17 protein-coding genes, 1 tRNA gene, 1 rRNA gene and 2 pseudogenes are annotated in these 21,137 nt (G+C 39.5%); 11 read left to right on the forward strand and 10 right to left on the reverse strand.

Features of this window, described 5'->3' with window-relative positions; translation table 11 throughout:
* Positions 1-150: 150 nt before the first annotated feature.
* Positions 151-1,692: ribosomal RNA gene (locus P4S61_RS05870) — 16S ribosomal RNA — on the reverse strand.
* 646 nt (positions 1,693-2,338) lie between these two features.
* On the opposite strand from P4S61_RS05870, the gene P4S61_RS05875 reads away from it, so the two are divergent.
* The 3 genes from P4S61_RS05875 (at position 2,339) to arsJ (ending at position 5,521) form a co-directional block, all read left to right on the forward strand.
* Positions 2,339-3,181, forward strand: coding sequence for a metalloregulator ArsR/SmtB family transcription factor (locus tag P4S61_RS05875; RefSeq protein ID WP_337117938.1), 843 nt, complete (start codon positions 2,339-2,341; stop codon positions 3,179-3,181).
* A 99-nt stretch (positions 3,182-3,280) separates the two neighbouring features.
* Positions 3,281-4,291: an ArsJ-associated glyceraldehyde-3-phosphate dehydrogenase gene (locus P4S61_RS05880; protein WP_145238745.1), complete on the forward strand. Its 1,011-nt coding sequence runs from the start codon at positions 3,281-3,283 to the stop codon at positions 4,289-4,291.
* Between the two features lie 6 nt (positions 4,292-4,297).
* A complete protein-coding gene (gene arsJ, locus P4S61_RS05885; protein ID WP_337117939.1) occupies positions 4,298-5,521 on the forward strand; it encodes an organoarsenical effux MFS transporter ArsJ in 1,224 nt (407 codons plus the stop codon).
* Between the two features lie 15 nt (positions 5,522-5,536).
* Here arsJ and P4S61_RS05890 read toward each other — a convergent pair whose 3' ends face one another.
* Positions 5,537-6,295 carry an EAL domain-containing protein gene (locus tag P4S61_RS05890; protein ID WP_337117940.1) on the reverse strand — a complete coding sequence of 253 codons (759 nt, stop codon included), beginning with the start codon at positions 6,293-6,295 and terminating at the stop codon, positions 5,537-5,539.
* A 349-nt stretch (positions 6,296-6,644) separates the two neighbouring features.
* On the opposite strand from P4S61_RS05890, the gene P4S61_RS05895 reads away from it, so the two are divergent.
* Entirely contained in the window at positions 6,645-7,082 is a 438-nt protein-coding gene (locus tag P4S61_RS05895; protein ID WP_182735831.1) for a hypothetical protein, read from the forward strand.
* A 71-nt stretch (positions 7,083-7,153) separates the two neighbouring features.
* On the opposite strand, the gene P4S61_RS05900 is transcribed toward P4S61_RS05895, so the two are convergent.
* Both P4S61_RS05900 and rtcR read right to left on the reverse strand, forming a co-directional pair.
* Positions 7,154-7,230 (reverse strand) — tRNA-Ile (locus P4S61_RS05900).
* A 238-nt stretch (positions 7,231-7,468) separates the two neighbouring features.
* Positions 7,469-9,079 carry an RNA repair transcriptional activator RtcR gene (rtcR, locus tag P4S61_RS05905; protein WP_337117941.1) on the reverse strand — a complete coding sequence of 537 codons (1,611 nt, stop codon included), beginning with the start codon at positions 9,077-9,079 and terminating at the stop codon, positions 7,469-7,471.
* A gap of 499 nt (positions 9,080-9,578) precedes the next feature.
* Between rtcR and P4S61_RS05910 the strand changes: the two genes are divergently transcribed.
* The 7 genes and pseudogenes from P4S61_RS05910 to P4S61_RS05940 all read left to right on the forward strand — a co-directional run bounded on the left by P4S61_RS05910 (position 9,579) and on the right by P4S61_RS05940 (position 16,757).
* Entirely contained in the window at positions 9,579-10,748 is a 1,170-nt protein-coding gene (locus P4S61_RS05910) for a slipin family protein (RefSeq protein ID WP_337117942.1), read from the forward strand.
* Positions 10,749-10,798: 50 nt separating this feature from the next.
* Positions 10,799-12,022 (forward strand): RtcB family protein, encoded by a 1,224-nt coding sequence (locus tag P4S61_RS05915; RefSeq protein WP_337117943.1) that lies wholly within the window; start codon positions 10,799-10,801, stop codon positions 12,020-12,022.
* A gap of 10 nt (positions 12,023-12,032) precedes the next feature.
* Positions 12,033-13,082 (forward strand): RNA 3'-terminal phosphate cyclase, encoded by a 1,050-nt coding sequence (rtcA, locus tag P4S61_RS05920; protein ID WP_337117944.1) that lies wholly within the window; start codon positions 12,033-12,035, stop codon positions 13,080-13,082.
* 28 nt (positions 13,083-13,110) lie between these two features.
* Positions 13,111-14,379 (forward strand): annotated as a pseudogene (locus tag P4S61_RS05925) (multifunctional CCA addition/repair protein).
* Positions 14,366-15,184, forward strand: a complete 819-nt coding sequence (locus tag P4S61_RS05930; protein WP_337117945.1) for a nucleotidyltransferase domain-containing protein — start codon at positions 14,366-14,368, stop codon at positions 15,182-15,184. Before P4S61_RS05925 ends, P4S61_RS05930 begins: the two are co-directional and overlap by 14 nt.
* Before the next feature lie 49 nt (positions 15,185-15,233).
* Complete coding sequence (locus P4S61_RS05935) at positions 15,234-15,824, forward strand: TrmH family RNA methyltransferase (protein WP_337117946.1); 591 nt, start codon at positions 15,234-15,236, stop codon at positions 15,822-15,824.
* A gap of 93 nt (positions 15,825-15,917) precedes the next feature.
* On the forward strand, positions 15,918-16,757 hold the full coding sequence (locus P4S61_RS05940; protein ID WP_337117947.1) for a hypothetical protein: 840 nt from the start codon (positions 15,918-15,920) through the stop codon (positions 16,755-16,757).
* A gap of 69 nt (positions 16,758-16,826) precedes the next feature.
* Here P4S61_RS05940 and P4S61_RS05945 read toward each other — a convergent pair.
* From P4S61_RS05945 to P4S61_RS05970, 6 genes and pseudogenes are all read right to left on the reverse strand, one after another.
* Positions 16,827-18,060 (reverse strand): annotated as a pseudogene (locus tag P4S61_RS05945) (AAA family ATPase).
* 1 nt (position 18,061) lies between these two features.
* On the reverse strand, positions 18,062-18,532 hold the full coding sequence (locus tag P4S61_RS05950; RefSeq protein WP_337118886.1) for an RNA ligase family protein: 471 nt from the start codon (positions 18,530-18,532) through the stop codon (positions 18,062-18,064).
* Positions 18,496-18,705 (reverse strand): RNA ligase family protein, encoded by a 210-nt coding sequence (locus P4S61_RS05955; protein WP_337117948.1) that lies wholly within the window; start codon positions 18,703-18,705, stop codon positions 18,496-18,498. The genes P4S61_RS05950 and P4S61_RS05955 overlap by 37 nt, the downstream gene beginning before the upstream one ends.
* Before the next feature lie 151 nt (positions 18,706-18,856).
* Complete coding sequence (locus P4S61_RS05960; protein WP_337117949.1) at positions 18,857-19,201, reverse strand: low molecular weight protein tyrosine phosphatase family protein; 345 nt, start codon at positions 19,199-19,201, stop codon at positions 18,857-18,859.
* Positions 19,201-19,902 carry a peptide chain release factor H gene (prfH, locus tag P4S61_RS05965; protein WP_145238719.1) on the reverse strand — a complete coding sequence of 234 codons (702 nt, stop codon included), beginning with the start codon at positions 19,900-19,902 and terminating at the stop codon, positions 19,201-19,203. The genes P4S61_RS05960 and prfH overlap by 1 nt, the downstream gene beginning before the upstream one ends.
* Positions 19,899-21,089, reverse strand: a complete 1,191-nt coding sequence (locus P4S61_RS05970) for an RNA ligase RtcB family protein (protein WP_337117950.1) — start codon at positions 21,087-21,089, stop codon at positions 19,899-19,901. Before P4S61_RS05970 ends, prfH begins: the two co-directional genes overlap by 4 nt.
* Positions 21,090-21,137 lie beyond the last annotated feature (48 nt).

The following is a 21,137-nucleotide window of genomic DNA, read 5'->3' on the forward strand; positions in this document are numbered from 1 at the left end:
AACTCTGTACAAATACACTGTATTTATACGAATTTTATTATCAGCTTTTCCAAATTTTTAAAGAGCATATTAATTAGTTATCCCAAAGGGATACGCACTAATTAACAATCATCTGTGTGGACACTACGAACAAATAAGTTCTAAATCGTATAAGGAGGTGATCCAGCCCCAGGTTCCCCTAGGGCTACCTTGTTACGACTTCACCCCAGTCATGAATCACTCCGTGGTAAACGTCCTCCCGAGGGTTAGACTATCTACTTCTGGAGCAACCCACTCCCATGGTGTGACGGGCGGTGTGTACAAGGCCCGGGAACGTATTCACCGCGTCATTCTGATACGCGATTACTAGCGATTCCGACTTCATGGAGTCGAGTTGCAGACTCCAATCCGGACTACGACGCACTTTAAGTGATTCGCTTACTCTCGCGAGTTCGCAGCACTCTGTATGCGCCATTGTAGCACGTGTGTAGCCCTACACGTAAGGGCCATGATGACTTGACGTCGTCCCCACCTTCCTCCGGTTTATCACCGGCAGTCTCCTTAGAGTTCTCAGCATTACCTGCTAGCAACTAAGGATAGGGGTTGCGCTCGTTGCGGGACTTAACCCAACATCTCACAACACGAGCTGACGACAGCCATGCAGCACCTGTATCAGAGTTCCCGAAGGCACCAAACTATCTCTAGTAAGTTCTCTGTATGTCAAGTGTAGGTAAGGTTCTTCGCGTTGCATCGAATTAAACCACATGCTCCACCGCTTGTGCGGGCCCCCGTCAATTCATTTGAGTTTTAACCTTGCGGCCGTACTCCCCAGGCGGTCTACTTAATGCGTTAGCTTTGAAAAACAGAACCGAGGCTCCGAGCTTCTAGTAGACATCGTTTACGGCGTGGACTACCAGGGTATCTAATCCTGTTTGCTCCCCACGCTTTCGTACATGAGCGTCAGTGTTGACCCAGGTGGCTGCCTTCGCCATCGGTATTCCTTCAGATCTCTACGCATTTCACCGCTACACCTGAAATTCTACCACCCTCTATCACACTCTAGTTTGCCAGTTCGAAATGCAGTTCCCAGGTTGAGCCCGGGGCTTTCACATCTCGCTTAACAAACCGCCTGCGTACGCTTTACGCCCAGTAATTCCGATTAACGCTCGCACCCTCCGTATTACCGCGGCTGCTGGCACGGAGTTAGCCGGTGCTTCTTCTGTAAGTAACGTCACAGATAACCTCTATTAAAGACTACCCTTTCCTCCTTACTGAAAGTGCTTTACAACCCGAAGGCCTTCTTCACACACGCGGCATGGCTGCATCAGGCTTGCGCCCATTGTGCAATATTCCCCACTGCTGCCTCCCGTAGGAGTCTGGGCCGTGTCTCAGTCCCAGTGTGGCTGATCATCCTCTCAAACCAGCTAGGGATCGTTGCCTTGGTAAGCCATTACCTTACCAACTAGCTAATCCCACTTGGGCTAATCTTTTGGCGTGAGGCCCGAAGGTCCCCCACTTTGGTCCGTAGACATTATGCGGTATTAGCAGTCGTTTCCAACTGTTGTCCCCCACCAAAAGGCATATTCCCAAGCATTACTCACCCGTCCGCCGCTCGTCAGCAAAGTAGCAAGCTACTCTCTGTTACCGCTCGACTTGCATGTGTTAGGCCTGCCGCCAGCGTTCAATCTGAGCCATGATCAAACTCTTCAATTAAAAGTTTTTTGTCTTTCGACAGCTCAATGAATTCTGAATTTATTTAATATCTTTCGATATTGAATTGACTGTGCCGAAGCAACTTATAAATAAGTTACTTCTGTTGGTCACTCAGTTTCAATTGAGACTCTAAATTTGTTTGTCTTGCTACCTAAGTAGCTCGACTGTTAGAACTCAATCTGTACGAGTGCCCACACAGATGATTGCTTTATATTGTTAAAGAACGTTGCGATTAAAGCGCATTGCTTTATCTCGCTAGGGCTGCGCATACTACGCTTTCCTATTTTTTTGTCAACACTTAATTTTAAACTTTATTAAAAATCTAAACTTAAGTTTTACTTAACACCCTGAGTAGCTCATGCCCCGCTATGCGTTGCGCTCTGCCGTCTCAGTGGGGTCGCATTATAGGGCGCGGCGAATTTTACGCAAGCGTTTTTTAAAGAAAACTATAAAAAACATGCCTTACGCTTGCTTTTTAGCCAAGATGCTTAAAAACACATCTAAAAAATAGATAATCGCTATTGTTCAATCCTTCTAAAATAGGGTTTCACATTCATATACGTTGATATTAATAACACCAGTATTGTATATATGAAATTTCATATATACACTTAATGGATATTGTCAGTCAGAATATTTAATTTACATGTCCCAAAGTAATAGCTCAAAGCAAAGTGTGCTCTTTCTGTGCACTGAGAATTCAGCCCGTTCACAAATGGCAGAAGTATTACTGAGAAATAAAGCGGGAGAGATTTTTGATGTTTATAGTGCTGGGATCGCTCCTAAAGATATTGATCCTAGAACAATTAATTGTTTGCAAAAGTTTAACTTGCCGATAACTGAGCTCAGCGCAAAACATATAGCTGAGTTTACAGATAAGACTTTTGATTATGTTATTACGCTATGTGAAAGAGCAAACAATGAATGCAGAGTTTATAAAGGCGCACTGTTGCAACTTGCGTGGGATATTGCAGATCCAAAAGTAATGGTAGGTTTAGAGCCCTTTGTCGCAACCCTCTATGAACTTGATAAACGACTGGATATGTTTATTGACGTACACGGTAATATTAATAACCTGCAATCACATCAGTATGTGCCACTATGTAGTAGTACCATCTCAGATCAAGATAACGAGTTATCGATAGATCCAAGCATATTTTATAAATGCTTAACTGATCAGATCCGATTAAAAACTTTAATGTTAACCAACTACTATGGCGAGTTATGTGTTTGCGAATTAATGGTAGCACTGCAAGAGCAAAGCCAACCAAAGGTATCGCGTAACTTAGCCGTATTAAAGAAAGCCGGCATCATTACAGATAGAAAGCACGGACAATGGGTGTTTTACCAAATTAATCCAAGATTGCCACAATGGAGCAAGACGATTATTAGTACAACCACTGAAAGTAATCTCCATCTGATCATCAACAGCCTTAAGCGATTAGCGACTATGCATAAACGACCTAATAAAGTGAGCTTTTGCAGTTAACGATAACTTTAATAGACACAGCACAATTTAACATTGGCTAACGTAATGAAGCGCTAGCTTTACCGCACTTACAACCCAACAATTAATCAGGATGTAATTATGACAGTAAAAGTAGGTATAAATGGTTTTGGCCGTATGGGCCGATTATCAATGCGCGCAGCATTTGATTGGCATGATATAGAAATTGTCCATATTAACGATCCAGGCGGTAATGCTGAAACATTCGCTCATTTAATGACGTTTGATTCAGTACACGGTAAATGGCATCACGAAGCAAGTCATACTGAAGATACTATTATAATTAATGGTAAAACAATTGCTTTTACGCAAAACACTAAAACAGAACAGACTGATTGGTCAAACTGTGACGTCGTTATTGAAGCGTCGGGTAAAATTAAAACCAAGGCACTACTGCAAGCTTACCTAGATCAAGGTGTAAAACGCGTTGTTGTTACAGCACCAGTAAAAGAAGAGGGTATTTTAAATGTAGTAATAGGTGTAAACGACCACCTTTATAATAAAGAGATTTACCCAATCATTACCGCTGCATCATGCACAACTAACTGCTTAGCACCAGTAGTAAAAGTTATTCATGAAAAGATTGGTATCAAGCATGGCTCAATCACCACCATTCATGACATAACCAACACCCAAACAATTATTGATGCGCCGCATAAAGACTTACGCCGTGCACGTTCATGCGGCACAAGTTTGATCCCCACTACAACTGGTTCAGCTACTGCAATAACGCATATATTTCCAGAGTTAAAAGGTAAACTAAATGGCCATGCTATTCGCGTACCGCTAACTAACGCATCAATTACTGACTGTGTATTTGAACTTGAGCGCGGTACAACCGTTGCTGAAGTAAATAAATTACTTAAGGATGCTGCTGAAAATGAACTAAAAGGCATTATGGGCTACGAAGAACGCCCACTGGTATCTATTGACTACAAAACCGATCCTCGTTCCAGCATCATTGATGCGCTATCAACCATGGTGATCAACGACACTCAAGTAAAACTTTATGTGTGGTACGACAATGAATGGGGCTACGCGAACCGAACTGCGGAACTGGTACGTAAAGTTGGTCTAGCTGACAAGGAATAATTAACCGTGGATCGATTCACAGCACTCTCCCCACAAATAAAACAATATTTGATCATTACCGGTAATTACTGGGCATTTACTTTAACTGATGGCGCACTGCGGATGCTCGTGGTGCTGTATTTTTATCAATTAGGTTACAGCCCACTTAGTATTGCTATGTTGTTTTTGTTTTATGAAATTTTTGGTGTGATCACCAATTTAGTGGGCGGATGGCTGGGAGCTCGATTCGGCCTGAATAAAACCATGAACATTGGCTTAGCATTACAAATTGTGTCTTTGGCAATGCTTATGGCACCTGTAGATACACTCACCGTAATTTATGTGATGGCTGCGCAGGCGCTTTCAGGGATCGCAAAAGATCTGAATAAAATGAGCGCCAAAAGCGCTATTAAGTTACTAGTACCAAAAGACGCGCAAGGCCAGCTTTTCAAATGGGTGGCTATTTTAACGGGTTCTAAAAATGCGTTAAAAGGTGTTGGCTTCTTTTTAGGTGGCGTACTGCTGACTTTGCTAGAGTTTCATGGCGCAATGCTAATCATGATCTGCATGCTCACTATGGTTTGGCTATTTAGTTTATTCGCATTAAAAGAAGATTTAGGCAAAGCTAAAAATAAAGCCAAATTTAGTGAGCTATTCTCTAAGAGCAAAGCAATTAATGTACTTTCTGCGGCACGACTATTTTTATTTGCCGCCAGAGATGTTTGGTTTGTTGTGGCGCTACCGGTATTTTTAGCGGCTACATTTGCCTGGGATCACTGGTGGGTTGGCGGCTTTATGGCATGCTGGATTATTGGTTATGGCATAGTGCAGTCTTTTGCGCCTTATATTACAAACATAATGAGTACAGGAAAAAAATCAGTTCAGGTGCCCTGTGGCCGTAGCGCTTTTTTATGGGCCAGTTACTTAACAGCTATACCGGCCATGATTGCCTTAGCTCTGCATTTTGACTTTTATATACAAGCATCCGTTATTATCGGTTTACTGATATTTGGTGCGGTGTTTGCGATTAACTCATCATTGCATAGCTATTTAATTGTAAGCCTTGCTGATAGTGATGGCGTGTCACTTGATGTGGGCTTTTACTATATGGCAAATGCCATGGGCAGATTATTCGGCACAGTGCTTTCGGGCTGGGTATATCAACAACACGGGCTAGAAGCTTGCTTGTGGATCTCAACTGGGTTTATTGCATTAGCTGCAGTATTATCACAGGCACTTCCAAAAGAGTAGCTTACTTAGTAGTTCTTAAAAATCTACTTTAGGCAAACTTTCGAAGCCAGGCTTAGCAAATAAATAGCCTTGCATTAACTCTATGCCCGCTGCTTTTAGCCAAGTATATTCCTGAAGAGTCTCTATCCCTTCAGCTAGCGGAGTGATATTTAGATCGCGAAACATGTTTAAGCTATGGGTCACAATTGCTTGGCGTACTTTATCTGAATCGATATTGCGAATAAGCTCCATATCTAACTTAATAATATCAGTCTGAAAATCGGCTAATAAATTAAGTCCTGAATAACCAGATCCAAAATCATCCGTGGCTGTTGTAAAACCTAAAGACTGGTAATACTCAACGACTCGCTTTATATGAGCACTATCTTCTATTTTCTCAACTTCAGTAAACTCAAACATAATACGTTGAGTAGGAAAATTATATTTTTTAGCGGCTTCTAATGTAGTACGAATACAGCGTTCTGGCTTATAAATAGCATTAGGTAAGAAATTAATGCTTAACATCGAATCAACGCCTAGTTTTGCGGCTAATGCAATTGCCTTAATGCGACAGAGCTGGTCAAAAGTATAACGATTAGCATCATTCACTTTAGAAATAACTGAATACGCAGATTCATTATTTAAACCACGAACAAGTGCCTCGTAACCAAAAATAGAGTTAGTTTGGCAATTTATTATTGGTTGAAATGCCATTGTAAAATCAAAACCAAGGCTTTCTTCATCCGTGCAATTGCTACACAACACTCTATCGCATTCCATTGATTTATCATTCACTAATTAAACCTCCCCAATCTTTTATCTTAAGGTTAGTTGTTATTTTACAACACCGCAATCAATCTTACAGAATTACAGCAAGGAGTAATTCTTCGAGAACTTTTAAAACAAACAGCTTGTTTGTCAACAGCTAAACTGATGAGAATATTTTTTACAAAAAAGTATCCAAAATATTGAGGCAAATTATCACACCTTTAAGGAAATAGCATTAAATGCCATTAACATAACCTTTAATTAGTAATATTTAATCTTAAAAATACAGACCCTATTTTTGGAACGAAAAGTGCATAAAAATATTTATTCAGACCTGAACTAAAATCAGTCAATTTTTTATCACGTAGAGGACTTTATGAAGTTGAATGCTTTTCATCCACAAATACAAATTGAATCACATAATATAAAGCAAAATAATTTAAATACACAATCGACTACAAGCAACGTAGATGTAAAGTCTCAGAATGATAAAACAAGCACTTCTGAAAACAGAAATATTGCGAACACTGACAGTAAAGAAGATGATGAAACCAAACAGCCTGAGGAAACTTCGCAGGAACAAACTCTAAAGAACATAGATCAACTACAGAATAAAATAAAAACGGTAAAAAATGACGAAACATTATCTAAAACACAGCAACAACAGCAATTAACGGAGCTAAATAAGCAATTAGATGATGAATTAAGTTTTATACAGTTAACGGTTAGAAAAAATGTCTCAACCTTAGTCAATAGCTTATTTACATCTGCAGGTAATACAAGTTCAGGATTGTTATTTAATAACAAAGCGTAAATATCGTATTGATAAAACGAACAACTGAGTAATTTTGTTTATTAGGTATTTACTTGGAAAGCGTGTAAAAGTGGTGGCCCCTCCCAGACTCGAACTGGGGACCTAACGATTATGAGTCGTGTGCTCTAACCAACTGAGCTAAGGGGCCATTTTGTATTAGCTTATGTTTTTAAAAAACAAAGCTAAATTTTAGAAGCGTTTAACCACCTAAGCGATTAAAGCGGGTTGCAGTATAAAAGTTTTTACTGACTTGTCACTAGCAAAAACCTTTATTTTAACAATCAACAAGCTAACTGCTTAAATAGTAGTCGCAAACCACTTAATTGCGTATTTAATCTTGCAGCTACACAATAATTACGCATCGGGATAAGTGATGTAGCTTTAACCTATACTTGTTTTGATTTAGGCGAGATATCACTCCACTTCAAACCAAATTTACTCAAATATTTTTGCAAACGGCTTGAATCATTAGCTTGAGACTTGAGCGTGCGACTTACGTTAAATAACTCCCTGCCAGCTGATGCCATACTATTATGATGCTGACAGATAGTGAGTACATGACTAAGCTGATTAATGTCAAAATTATCTAACTCTTCTACCTGAGTATTTTCTAGGTAATCATAAAGGACACTCGACGCTAACTGTTGGTTTTGTGGATACCAAGCTTGCTTTAAGCGAGCTATTTCATCTTTCACATCTTCTACTGTGATACGTGAAGAATCAGCCAATGTACATAATCTTGTAATTGCAGAGCTCAAATCACGAAAGTTACCAGTCCATAATGCCTCATTTGAAGTGGCAAAACCAATAAAAGCATTTTTAGCTTCTTTATTAAATTGCACGCGATCCCCCATTTTTTTAGTGTAGAGATCAACTTCGTAATCAATATTAGCTGGAATATCTTCTTTTCGGTCTTTCAGTGCTGGTAATTCATAAGCCCATAAGTTAATACGAGCAAACAAGTCACTTCTAAAATGACCTTGATCTATCTCTTTTTTTAGATCTCTATTGGTACCAGCAATTAGCTGAAAATTACTTTGTATAGGTGTATCACTGCCAACTGGGTGAAAAGTTTTATTTTCAAGAGCATGCAGCAGCATTGCTTGTTCTTCTAAACCCAACTCGCCGATTTCGTCTAAAAAAAGTACGCCATCATGTGCGCTCAATAAAAACCCATCTCTTGCTTGCTGGGCCCCCGTAAACGCCCCTTTAGTATGGCCAAATAACGCAGCCATGGCATTCTCGCCTTTTAACGTAGCGCAATTTACCGAAACCAACGTTCCCTTTAACATAGAGCGCTTTTTCTTTAATTGAAATATACGGGTTGCAAGCTGGCTTTTACCGGCCCCAGTAGGCCCAGTTAAAAGCATTGGATCCTGCGAGCGAATAGCGACTTTTTCTATTTGCGTGATCAACTGATTAAAAAACTGGTTCTTAGTTTCTATACCGCCTTTTAAAAACTCTTTACCTTGCTGGTGCTCAATATCAAACCGCGTGGCTAATTGATCATACTTAGATAAATCCAAATCGATGATCTGTATGCGTCCTATCGATTTATTATTGTTATTATGATCTGGTGATGTTTGAATCAACCGCCCTGGAAAGTGCCGGCTTTCTGTAAGTAAGTAACTGCATATTTGCACAACATGCGTACCCGTTGTGATATGAAATAAGTAATCATTTTTATCGGTATCAAAAGTGTAGTGTGAACACCAATCAAAGAGCTTGGCATACACTTCTTCAAAGTCCCACGGATCACTAAAGTTAAGCTGGTGTAACTGCACATTTGTTTCAGGGGAGACAGACTCAATATCCACTGCAACATTATTAGCAAGACGGCTACTGTGAGTGTCATACAGCATATGTAGCTGATTAACGATTAGATTATCTTGACTACATAAACTTATATTAGGTCGCCACTTGGCCCATCGATCGACTCTCTTACCGACATAATCTAACTGCGTACCAATTAAGCTAACGACTACTGTATCTTTCACAACCGTATCCATATGGATAAAAACACTACACAAAAGAATACAAAATAATGAAAAACCTATCAAGCGCAACAACTAGAAACACATATAAAAAACCACTTAAACCAATAAAAACAATCAGTTAAAATAAAATATAAATATTTAAACAAAACTGGCACATGACTTGTAATTACCTAGGAGTCTGATTAATGGGATGTGATTCAAAAAGTCACTCTGGTGCGCTCAACACTGTTGCCGCGTATTCCTAATCAAACAACATTGAAAAGTTAAATTGGTGGAGCAGCGGTTCGCCGTCTGCCTTGGGTTCGAATCCCATCTTAAACATACATATAAAGACGTTAGTAAGTCGTTATTACCAATGCTTGATAAACGCCTCAGGCGAATGAACGGTGGCAAGCTGGATGCTCCCCATCGCTATGCAGTTTTGGGCTTTTATTAAACAAGTATTTAACTCTTACTAACCCCTTAATTTAAGGGAAGTAAAAACAATAAGGAATTTAAAATGTTAAGCAAAAAATTATTTCAAAAAATAGTCGAGATCACTGAAAACCAAAGAGTGCTTGTGTACAAAAATCAACAACTAATAGATGTACTCACACCTGGAAAACATAAACGTTGGGATTTTAAAAATGAATTATCGTTTGTTTATTTTGATATAAACACGCTGTACTTTTCGGAACAAAATGCTGAAAGGCTGTATCGAAATAACCCACAGCTAAATGAACATATTTTTCACTGTAAGCTAAGTAACGCGGAAGTGGGCCTTCTGTACGTTAATGACTTACTTGAAGGGATCGTCGCACCTAGCGAACAATTATATCTATGGCAAGACGCGGGTGATATTCGACTAGAGAAAGTATCTATCGACGAAGAAATAGCCCTAGATGATAAAACGCTTTTTTTAATTAACCGTGCTGGCGCAAATACAGCGTCACGTTTAATTAAAAGTGATCGTATTGTTGCGGTTAAGCCAATTGCTGATTTATACGTAGCAAAAGAGCACATTGGTTTACTGTATGTAAATGGTCAGCTGCTAAAACAATTAACACCTGGTCATTATGGTTTTTGGCAATTTAATCATGAGATTGAATTAAAAACCTTTGATTGCAGAACACAGTTACTCGAGATCTCAGGACAAGAGATCCTCAGTAAAGACCGCGTAAGCTTACGCATTAATTTGAGTGCCAATATTAAAGTACATGACGCTCAGCTTGCAGCGCGAAGCGTTGATAACGTGAATGACTTTGTCTACAAAGCTTTGCAGTTAGCATTACGTGAAGCCGTTGGCACAAAATCGCTCGATGATATCCTTTTGGATAAGTTGTACGTAAATGAAACGGTAAAAGAGCTGGTTGCACAGTCTTTAACAGACATTGGTATCACCCTAGAGAATGTCGGGGTAAAAGACATTATTTTGCCAGGTGAAATGAAAATAATATTAAACCAAGTAGTTGAAGCGCAAAAAGCAGCAGAAGCCAATGTAATTAAAAGACGCGAAGAAACGTCAGCAACCAGAAGCTTACATAACACTGCAAAAATGATTGAAAACAACCCAACACTAATGCGTTTAAAAGAGCTGGAAGCATTAGAAAAAGTCGCCGAACGAATAAACAATCTGACCGTGTATGGCGGTTTAGAAGGATTAATGAACGGCGCAGTAAAAATAGCCTAACCAGAAAGCATTACGCAAAAAGTAATAATGAAAAGAATTGAGGAAAACGAATGTGTAAAAATTATAACGTAATCGAAAACCAAGGTAGTGTACCAATTAAAGCGTGGACCAAAGGCGTGCCGTTTGAAGAGCAAGCTCAACAACAACTAAACAATATTGCACGTATGCCCTTAGTGCATTCACATATTGCGGTGATGCCAGACGTGCATTTAGGTAAAGGTGCAACCATTGGCAGTGTTATACCATCAGTTAATGCGGTTATTCCCGCCGCAGTGGGTGTTGATATTGGCTGTGGAATGGTCGCCACTAAAACAACTTTAACAGCAAGCCAACTACCTGATAACTTGTTGGCGATTAGACATGCTTTTGAGTCAGCAGTCCCGCATGGCAGAACTAGCAATAGAGGCAAAGCCGACAGAGGTGCATGGCATAACATACCCGATGTAGTGGCGGGTGAATGGCTTAAGTTACAGACGCGGTTTGAAGTTATTTGTGAAAAACACCCAGCAATAAAAAAGAGCAACAACGTTAACCATTTAGGTACTATGGGAACAGGCAATCATTTTTTAGAACTGTGTTTAGATGAGCACGATACTGTATGGATCATGCTGCACTCTGGCAGCCGTGGCGTGGGTAATCGCATTGGGACGTACTTTATTGAGTTAGCTAAAAAAGAAATGCAGCGCCATCAAGTCAATCTACCCGATATGGATTTAGCCTATCTTGAAGAAGGCAGTGACTTTTTTGATGATTACGTTGAAGCGGTTGAATGGGCGCAAGACTTTGCCGCCAAAAACCGTGAAATTATGATGTTTAATGCCATAGCAGCATTACGAAAGCAAATACCTGTAGCGTTCTCAACCCATGAACTCGCAGTAAATTGCCACCATAATTATATTTCTCGCGAGCATCACTTTGGTAAAGACTGCTTTGTAACACGTAAAGGGGCAGTAAGAGCTGAAAAAGGTGAAATGGGCATTATTCCAGGTAATATGGGCGCGCGCTCTTTTATTGTTCGTGGTTTAGGAAACCCTGAAAGCTTCAATAGTTGTAGCCATGGTGCAGGCCGGGTTATGTCTAGAACAAAAGCCAAGAAGGTGTACAGCGTTGAAGATCAAATTGCCGCTACACAAGGCGTAGAGTGCAGAAAAGATGCCGCTGTTATTGATGAGATCCCTCATGCATACAAAGATATTGAAAAAGTAATGGCAGCACAAAAAGACTTGGTTGAGGTGGTATATACCTTAAAACAAATAGTTTGTGTAAAAGGATAAATATAATTATATGACCACAGAACTTATAAAAATAGATGGCTCACAAGGTGAAGGCGGCGGCCAAGTATTAAGAACCGCCCTCACCCTGTCTATTTTAACCCAGCAAAATATTGAACTTTACAATATTAGAGCAGGTAGAAACAAAACAGGGCTATTACGTCAACACCTGACATGTGTTTTGGCGGCACAAGAGATTTGTGGTGCCAGTATTAAAGGCGTTGAACTTGGCTCAACGCATATTCGCTTTTCGCCAGGCAAAATAAAAGCCGGTAACTTTAATTTTGCCATTGGTAGTGCAGGCAGCACCGTATTGGTATGCCAAACAATTTTACCTGTATTGGCACTGGCACCAAACTGCTCAACCGTCACGTTTGAAGGCGGCACACATAATGGAATGTCACCTTCTTTGTGCTTTTTAGAACAGTCATTTTTGCCCATACTCAAACGCATGGGTGTTGATTGCCAGATTAAAACGACAGCACTCGGATTTTATCCTGCAGGCGGCGGAAAGTGGCAAATAAGCGTTCAACCAACAACAAAGCTTAAGCCAATTAAGTTAACTACTGCTGGTGCTCAATTTGCTAAACAAACGAATAATTGCTCTCTAACGGCACTAGTAAGCTCACTGCCATCAAGCATAGGGCAGCGCGAAATTAACACAGCTAAAAAAGTCCTCAATTGGCACGATTCACCAAGCCTTGTGCAAAACGTGATCACCCCAGGCCCGGGTAACAGTTTTCAATTAGGTATTGATAGTGAAACGCATCGTTCTGTTTTTGAGGTCAGGGGAGAAAAAGGATTATCAGCACAAAATGTAGCAAAACGCGCAGCAGGCAGAGTCAATGTATTTATTCAATCTCAGGCGGCAGTTGAAGAGTATTTAGCCGACCAATTATTACTGCCCATTGCATTGGCAGGAAGCGGCAGCTTTACAACAACTAAACCTAGCTTGCATACAATAACCAATATAAATGTTATTAAACACATATTAGGAAAAGAGATACAGTTAAAGCAATTAACACAGTGCCTGTGGCATGTTTCACTAGCACAAGACACTTAAACAGGATTAAAAATACAGCGGTAAAGTAATGAATAATAAACTAAAAAAGGTCTACTTAGTCGGTGGAGCAGTGAGAGACTCATTACTGGGCCATCAGTCAAAAGACAAAGATTATGTTGTAGTAGGCGAAACACCTGCCACCTTAATCGCATTAGGTTATCAGTCTGTTGGCAGTGATTTTCCGGTTTTTTTGCACCCAAAAACAAAAGAAGAATATGCTCTTGCCCGTACTGAACGAAAAAATGGCAAAGGCTATACGGGCTTTACAGTGGATGCCAGCACCTCGGTAACGTTAGAAGAAGATTTAGCTAGGCGCGATTTAACCATTAATTCAATGGCGATGGATGATCAAGGCAATATTATCGATCCGTTTAATGGTCAAGCGGATTTAAAAAACAAAATACTCAGGCACACCACCGCCGCTTTTGCAGAGGATCCCGTGCGCGTGTTACGGATTGCACGTTTTCTTGCCCGCTTTGGTGAGCAATGGTCAATACACCCAGACACTCAAGCGCTTATGAACAAACTAAAAGAAAGCGGCGAACTTGCGAACTTAGTACCCGAACGTGTATGGAATGAGACCGAAAAAGCATTGAGCGAGAAACATCCGCAGTTATTTTTTCAAGCGCTTAATGGTTTAGGGCTATTTCCTGAAATTGAAGCGATGCAAGGTATCCCTCAACCTAAAAACCACCACCCTGAAGGGGATGTTTACATTCACACCATGCTGGTACTAAAGCGAGCTGCTGATTTAGGTTTTGATATTGAAACACGCTTTGCCGCCCTCACCCACGACTTTGGCAAAGCCTATTGCTATCAGCAGTATGGGAATTTACTTGGTCATGAGCAAAGAGGTATTAAGGTAATTAATGAATTTTGCGAACGCTTAAAAGTACCGAATAAATTAAAAGCGCTGGCAGTTTTAACAAGTGATAACCACACCCGCTGTCACAAATTATTTGAGCTAACACCTAAAAAAGTACACAAACTCATTGTTGAAAAAATGAATGCGCTTGAACATCCACACCGTTTTTTACAGTTTCTTCAAGCGTGTTTATGTGATGCGCAAGGTAGGGGCGAAGACTTTGTAAATAAAGACTATCCACAATTCCAATTAGCGCAGTCACTATTAAATGCATTAAAGCAACTCGACAGAAAAGCCATAGTATAACAAGCAATTTCAAGAGGTAAAAGCGGCCCGCTAATTGGTGCAGCAATGCGAGAAGCGGAAATAAATTGTTTACGCGATTGCCTAACCGAATTAAAAAATAAAGAGTTACACCATGAAAATAAATAACCAAGAAAATACGGTAGATCAGCGCATCAACAAAGATATTCACACTGAAATACTACGCAGAATAAAAGCCGCAGAAGCTGAGCACAATGTTAAGGTACTTTACGCGATAGAGTCAGGTAGCCGAGCGTGGGAGTTTGAATCTCCTAACAGCGATTACGACGTGCGATTTATTTACGCGCACCCAACAGACTGGTATTTAGCAGTAAACCTTGAAGATAAACGCGATGTGATTGAATACCCAATCGTCGATGAAATAGATATAAACGGCTGGGATATTCGCAAAGCGCTAAAATTATTTTATAAATCTAACCCCGCGTTTATCGAGTGGCTACAATCACCCATTGTGTATGTAGATGACCAGCACTTTGCAACAAAAGCGCGCGAATTGCTGCCACTTATCGCGTCATCAACACGAGGAATTTATCACTACTTGCATATGGCTAAAGGCAATTTCCGTGAATATCTTAAAAAAGAGCAAGTCCCTCTGGAAAAGTATTTCTATGTTTTAAGGCCTTTATTAGCAATTATGTGGCTTGAAAAATATAACGAGCCGGCACCTATCGAATTCGATACTTTACGCAAGTTAGTAGCGGACAATACCCCACTTAATGAGGCAATATCAGCGCTTCTAGCATCAAAACGCGTCAGTTTAGAGAAAGAGTATATTAAAAGCGTGCCTGTGATTAATGAGTTTATTGAGTCAGAACTAGCGAGACACGAAAACTACAGATCAAAATTTGAAACAAGAGACGTCGATTTTGAAGAATTAAATCAATTTTTTGTTGAAGTGCTTGAGTCCAACTAAGTATTACTCAAAGTAAATAAACATTAGACTCATTTAGGAGAACTGAGATATGAATGATTCAAAGAGTACTATTCGCCAAAGAGCAGATGAAATTAAAGCATACCAATGTAAAAATTTAATCGCGGTTCTAGAAAATCCTATGGATATTAAAAATATAGGCGCAGTCATTCGTAATGCAAATGCGCTTGGTGTTGAAAAGATTTATGTTGTTGATTCTCGACATTCTTTGTCTGATGACTGGGAAGAATTAAGAGGGCGAAAATCACTATCCAGAATCTCTGTCTCAGCTTCAAAGTGGACTTTTGTTAAACGCTTTAATAGTACAGAAGAATGCTTTGCGCATCTGCAAAAAAATAGGTTTGTATCAGTAATAACCTCTCCACACATTAAGGGTAAACTAAATCAAATCCTTCATGAGGCGGATTATACTCAACCGAAGTTAGCTGTATGGTTTGGTAACGAATCACGAGGTGTAAGTGATACAGTTGTAGATAACAGTGAGTTTTGTATTTCAATTCCCATGTTCGGTATGATTGAGAGCCTAAATTTAGCAACGACTACCGGCATAGTTCTTTATGAAATCACAAAGCAGCGCCGCGAATATCAAGCTAAATATAAACGGGCCCATAGAAACCCCTAGCAATGTCTAAATCGTAATTTCTATTGATAATAAAAAGTTAAATGGTAAATTGGTTTATCTTAAAAACTTTCTTTAGCACCTAGCTAAATTAAAATGAAAATTTATCCTTTATTCGGTATTGGCAATATTACTTTCGGTATGAGTCAAATAGACGTTCAATCAATTATTGGTAAACCAAAACAAACAAAAAAACAGACTGCTAAAGAAGATGATTCCATACATGAAGTTTGGTGTTATGACACACTAGGTTTACAGCTTGAATTCGATTCATTCTATGAATTTAGGCTAAATTGTATAAAAATCACATCTAGCGACTTTTGTATTTATGGTGAGCCGCTTATTGGGTTACCAGAGGAAAAGCTTGTTGGGCTATTGCCAAAAGTAATATTAGATAGTGAATACAATGGTTATAAACAATACACCGTTTCGGATCTTAAATTAGAGGTTATTTTAGAGGATAAAGTTGTTCGTGAAACTACTTTAGAGCCGGATCCCAACGTAGAGTTTTTGAAGTATTGTTCAAAAAGTTTACAGCGTAGATTTACTTGCCAACGCATATTAAAAAACGATGTAAGACGTGACGAAAGAATAATAGCCGCTGGGCTTTACGTTATTGAAAAAGGCTTAACTGATTCTACTAGCCTTGGATTTTTACCATCGGATATAGAATGGTTTTTAGGAAGTTATCTTTCAATTAACCCTAAAACTAGGGATCTTTGGTGTGATGGAGTTGAACTGAATAAACTAGACTTCGTCACTAAAAATACAGCATCGATATATGCTACTGCTGATATTTTATCTTCAATTGATAATAGTGCTTATGACACATGTGAACTTCTAGGTTACATCACTATCTCCTCTAATGGTAAAAAGCTAAAAAACTATAACTTAAAATTAAAAAGACGAGAAAATGTCATCACTATAAATAAGTAGGCTAGTATTTCCAGCCTACTTTATTCAATAAATTAATTTAATAAAAAAAGGAGCCGTATTCAGACAAAATTACTCCTTTTTCGCCAATAATAGCATTCTGTGACCTTCAGTAACTGAAGGCCACTCAAACTTATTTAACTGACTAGTAATAACGTCATCACCCACATTATGCTTTCTACTTTTGTTTTGACTACGTAGTGTGCTTTCTTTAACTTGCAGAGCAACAACCGTAATTAAAGCGCCGTAATTTAGCCCAAGATCACAAATAATTTGTCTAAAGTCTTTACGAAAATTGGTCGCATCCCAGACAATATTTTGCTTATTTGCTAATGCCGTTTTTAATCGCGATTTAGCTAACTGTAACATTTGTCCTCGATTTTTTTGGCAATTCCTTTTTCCCATTAAGCTCTTCACGAATATCATCTAATGAAATAACTTCAAATCCTGTTAAGTTTTGTGCAATCCAAGTAGATTTACCACTGCCGCTAATACCACACATCACATAAAGATGACTGTATCCTAAAGCACCTTGATAATTTTTTGCTAGCGCTTCCTCAACTATACTAATTTGACCATTTGCCAGCTGACGAACAGCATAGCCATTTAAATATGCTTGTTCTGCACATGAAGATTTGACTTGAATAGGTTTTAAAATTGAGTGAGTTGCCTCACTCTCGCTCCACAATTCATACTCTTGCGCAAACATTTTAAACTGTTCCAACAAATCGATTTGTTGCGCTAGATCTGTGCATGTTAGCCCTTTCATATCGGCTAATTCAAGCCAATAAAGTAACTCTAAATTAGCATTTAAAGAAAGGTGCAGGTAATCACTGTAACTTTGATTTTTGATCACCAAACGTTTTGGCATTTGATGAAAACCCACTAATCCTGTAATGCTATTAATAGCTTTATACTCAAGGGGCAGCTCAAGTAATTTAATCGCTAAATAATTTGCACCTATCTCCTCATGTTTTGGTGCAACTACACGTTCAACACCTTCTATCTGTTTGCGTTTTGTAGTTATTGGCTTGGCAATATCATGCAATAAAGCAGATAAGATCAATACCTGCCTTTGAGCGCCTTTTATATGTTCAGCATCATTGACTAGTATTTCATACAGTTGACTCAACACCATATCAGTATGAATGGCAACATCGCCTTCAGCATGCCAGATACTGTCTTGCTCAGTGTCAGCGAACTGGTGCAGTAGAGGAAACGCATCTCCCAAATACTCAACACACTCAGCAAAATTTGGTGAATGATTTAAAGCTAAACTATCTAACCAAGCGGCTAATTTTTTCATCTTAACCTCCCTTTTTTGTGTTTTTAGTGCTTAACCCGTTAGGGATCACGTCAGTATGCATCCAATGCTTATCAGTGATCACATGGTTATTTCTCACCCATTTTGCGACACTTTTTTTAAACTGTGAGTAATGAAAACCATCAGCAAGTCTAACGACATAGCCTTCTTGGTATTGAGTATCCAATACTATGTTTTTTATTGTTTTTTCGCACCATAAGCCAACATACAACTCTTTTGGGGTGAGCAGCCCTAATTGTGCAAAAAACTGTTTGCTGTCTTGCCAGCTTAAGCATTCGTTGTTTTCGTTCCATAGCGAAAATGCCATAAAATAACTAGCTAATGATTCATAGCTAATTGAATGCCTTGCATACAGGTTTTCGCCACAGATACGCCATCCTTGCGGAATTTTGTAGCCAAGCTCTGCTTGCAGCGCTTTTACCCATGTTCTTGATGGGTGAAAACGACTATCAATCGAACGAGCGTGTACAAAGTCACTGTAAAAGTCGTATTTTCGCCATCCATTTTTTCAGTAACAACGACTTGCTTATTTGCAAAGCAGCTTAAATTACCTTGGTGTATATCATCTTCTGTTGCACCCGGTGACCAAGGTAAATGCGGGGTGCGAGGGTATTTAACTCTCATCATGTAACTCCAACTGTAAACGTTAAGATTGAACATTGTGTTCACTCTTCTAATAGTTTTAAGCACCGCATAACAATCTCTCCAATACTGAAATGGCAAAATTAAATATGCGGTGTTGAGATGGAATTACATTGCTCTACCCTCTTACTTCAATTTACATTAGCGCTAAATAGCTGCCAACGCTTTGTTTTATAATACTTACTAACTCGTTATCCATATATTGGTATTCATCAGCAATATCTAATACTTGAATATCTTTATACGTTAATAAATCTCCAAATTGCGCTTTAAGTCTATTTTTGTGTTTTTGCTCCATAACAAATATGACATCAGCCCATTGCATCATTTTGGCATTCACTGTTCTCTTTGCATTAGGGCTGGTGCCTGCTGAGCTAACAGCGAGCTCTGGGTGATTTCTCCATACTTGCTCAGCCGTTGGGCTTCGCCACTGATTGCGACTACAAATGAAAAGTACATTTGTCTCTTTATGTTCCTTCATTAATTATGTACTCCTTTATTAACTGAGCAGTCACGGTTTAAAACAAACTTTTCACCAGTGAATGTTTTTACAGGGTTACCACGCTCAACTTCCCAGTGCTGCTGCCAACGTGCTGTTTCTTGCTGAGTCATTTTATCCAACGCTACTTGCTCTAGTTTTTGAAACAACAACACACTTGCTAAACGCTTATTGGCATGTTGACTGCGCTCACTCTCAACACGTACCGAAGTCCCCGTTGCTGTGTGAGTTGCTCTTACCGCTGAATCAGTAGTATTAACATGTTGACCGCCAGCGCCAGACGCGCGGCATGTTTGAAAAGTTACGCCTTTATCAAGCTTACTTTCATCAATATCGAACAGTTGCCCGCTAAAAAACCAGTTTTTACGTTTATGCTTAAGCCGATACTGACTTTGACACACCCACAACATAGTACCTTGCCATGACTGAGCCAATTGCTTAACTTGGCTTTCCTTTTCTGAATAAAATTTTGTTAAATAAGCTGTTGTTGAATCTAGCTGCCCTGAACCAACTTGTAATAGTACCGATTTAAAACAGTCCAGCTCTTTAGTAGCAACGGTTTCAACAATATCGAGCCTTATGCCCTTTTCTCGACATTGCTTTTCAATCGTTTTCAGCGCCAAACCAACAGCTTTGCAACACTCGATAGGGCCCTGCCCAGCAGATAGTTGTAGTAATATCATGATGAACAATCTCCATTTGTTTTAAAGGTTAGTATCGGGCGTAACTTAGCCACAACTTCAATTAACCCTGCATCGACCATATCGCTGATCACCGTTTCGCAGTTTTTGTATGCTTGTGGTGCTTCGTCGTATAGCAATTCTTTATTACCACAAACAACTCTGCTGCCTAACGCTGTACGATATAAATCTTCGCGCTTGTATTTATGACCTAATCGGCCATGGCACTCACCACGCTGCCATTTTCGCCCCGCGCCGTGTGCAAGTGAAAATAAACTGGTATTGATACTTTCCTGCACTGTTAGATCATTACCAATAAACTCTGTAAATACAGGTTTTACAAGATAACTGTAATCGCCACGAGAGCCAGGGATCACTACATAGCCTTTATCACTCGGTGTTGCACCTTTTCTGTGTAACCAGCCATCGCAACCATTAATATTTTTAGCCGATACTAAATTATGGTTAATATCTAAGCTACACTCACCATTGGCTCGTATAGCCTCTAAAAACCGCTTAGCGATCAACTCACGATTAAGCTCTGCAAAGCGCACCGCTTCATCATGCTTGCTCATGTAATCTTTAAAGTCAGCTTCACTTTCACATAATCCATCATGATTATGGCCCGCTATATGTTCAACCAATATCGATTGCCCTAAACCTCGCGAGCCTGAATGAACCAATAATTGAAGATGCTTTTTACTTAGCCCTAACTCATCTAAAGCACTTTGATTGTATATCTCATCAATCGCTTGAAACTCGGCAAAATGATTACCGCCACCAATGGTGCCCAAGGCACTATCATAACCCTTGATAGTAATATTTTTTGCCGCTTTGCTACTTTCTATGATTGAGGACCAGCTTTCGTCGAGTGGCAGCTCAATATCTGTAAATTTTTTAGCTAGTTTATCTAAATTTACTTTTGCTACTTTGGCTGTGGTTTGCCACAGCGTCATACCGCAGCCAATATCGTTACCCACTAATGCTGGGTAAATTTTGTTAGTAGTAAAAAATGCAGCCCCGATAGGATACCCTCTACCAGGGTGTAAATCAGGCATGCCCGCAACACGTTGCATACCATTTAGCTCTGATGTTTTGATCAGTTGCTGTATTGCCAGCCCTTCAATCCACGTATCAGCAGACGCAATAAGGCTAACTTTTTCAGTTATTTTTTGGACGGATTTGTCCATAATACCAATTCCTTTTTCTTTGTTAGAAAAATAGGATTAAAACGAAAT

The sequence above is a fragment of the Pseudoalteromonas sp. B160 genome (genome assembly GCF_037162485.1).
In the GTDB taxonomy this organism is placed as follows: Bacteria; Pseudomonadota; Gammaproteobacteria; order Enterobacterales; family Alteromonadaceae; genus Pseudoalteromonas; species Pseudoalteromonas rhizosphaerae.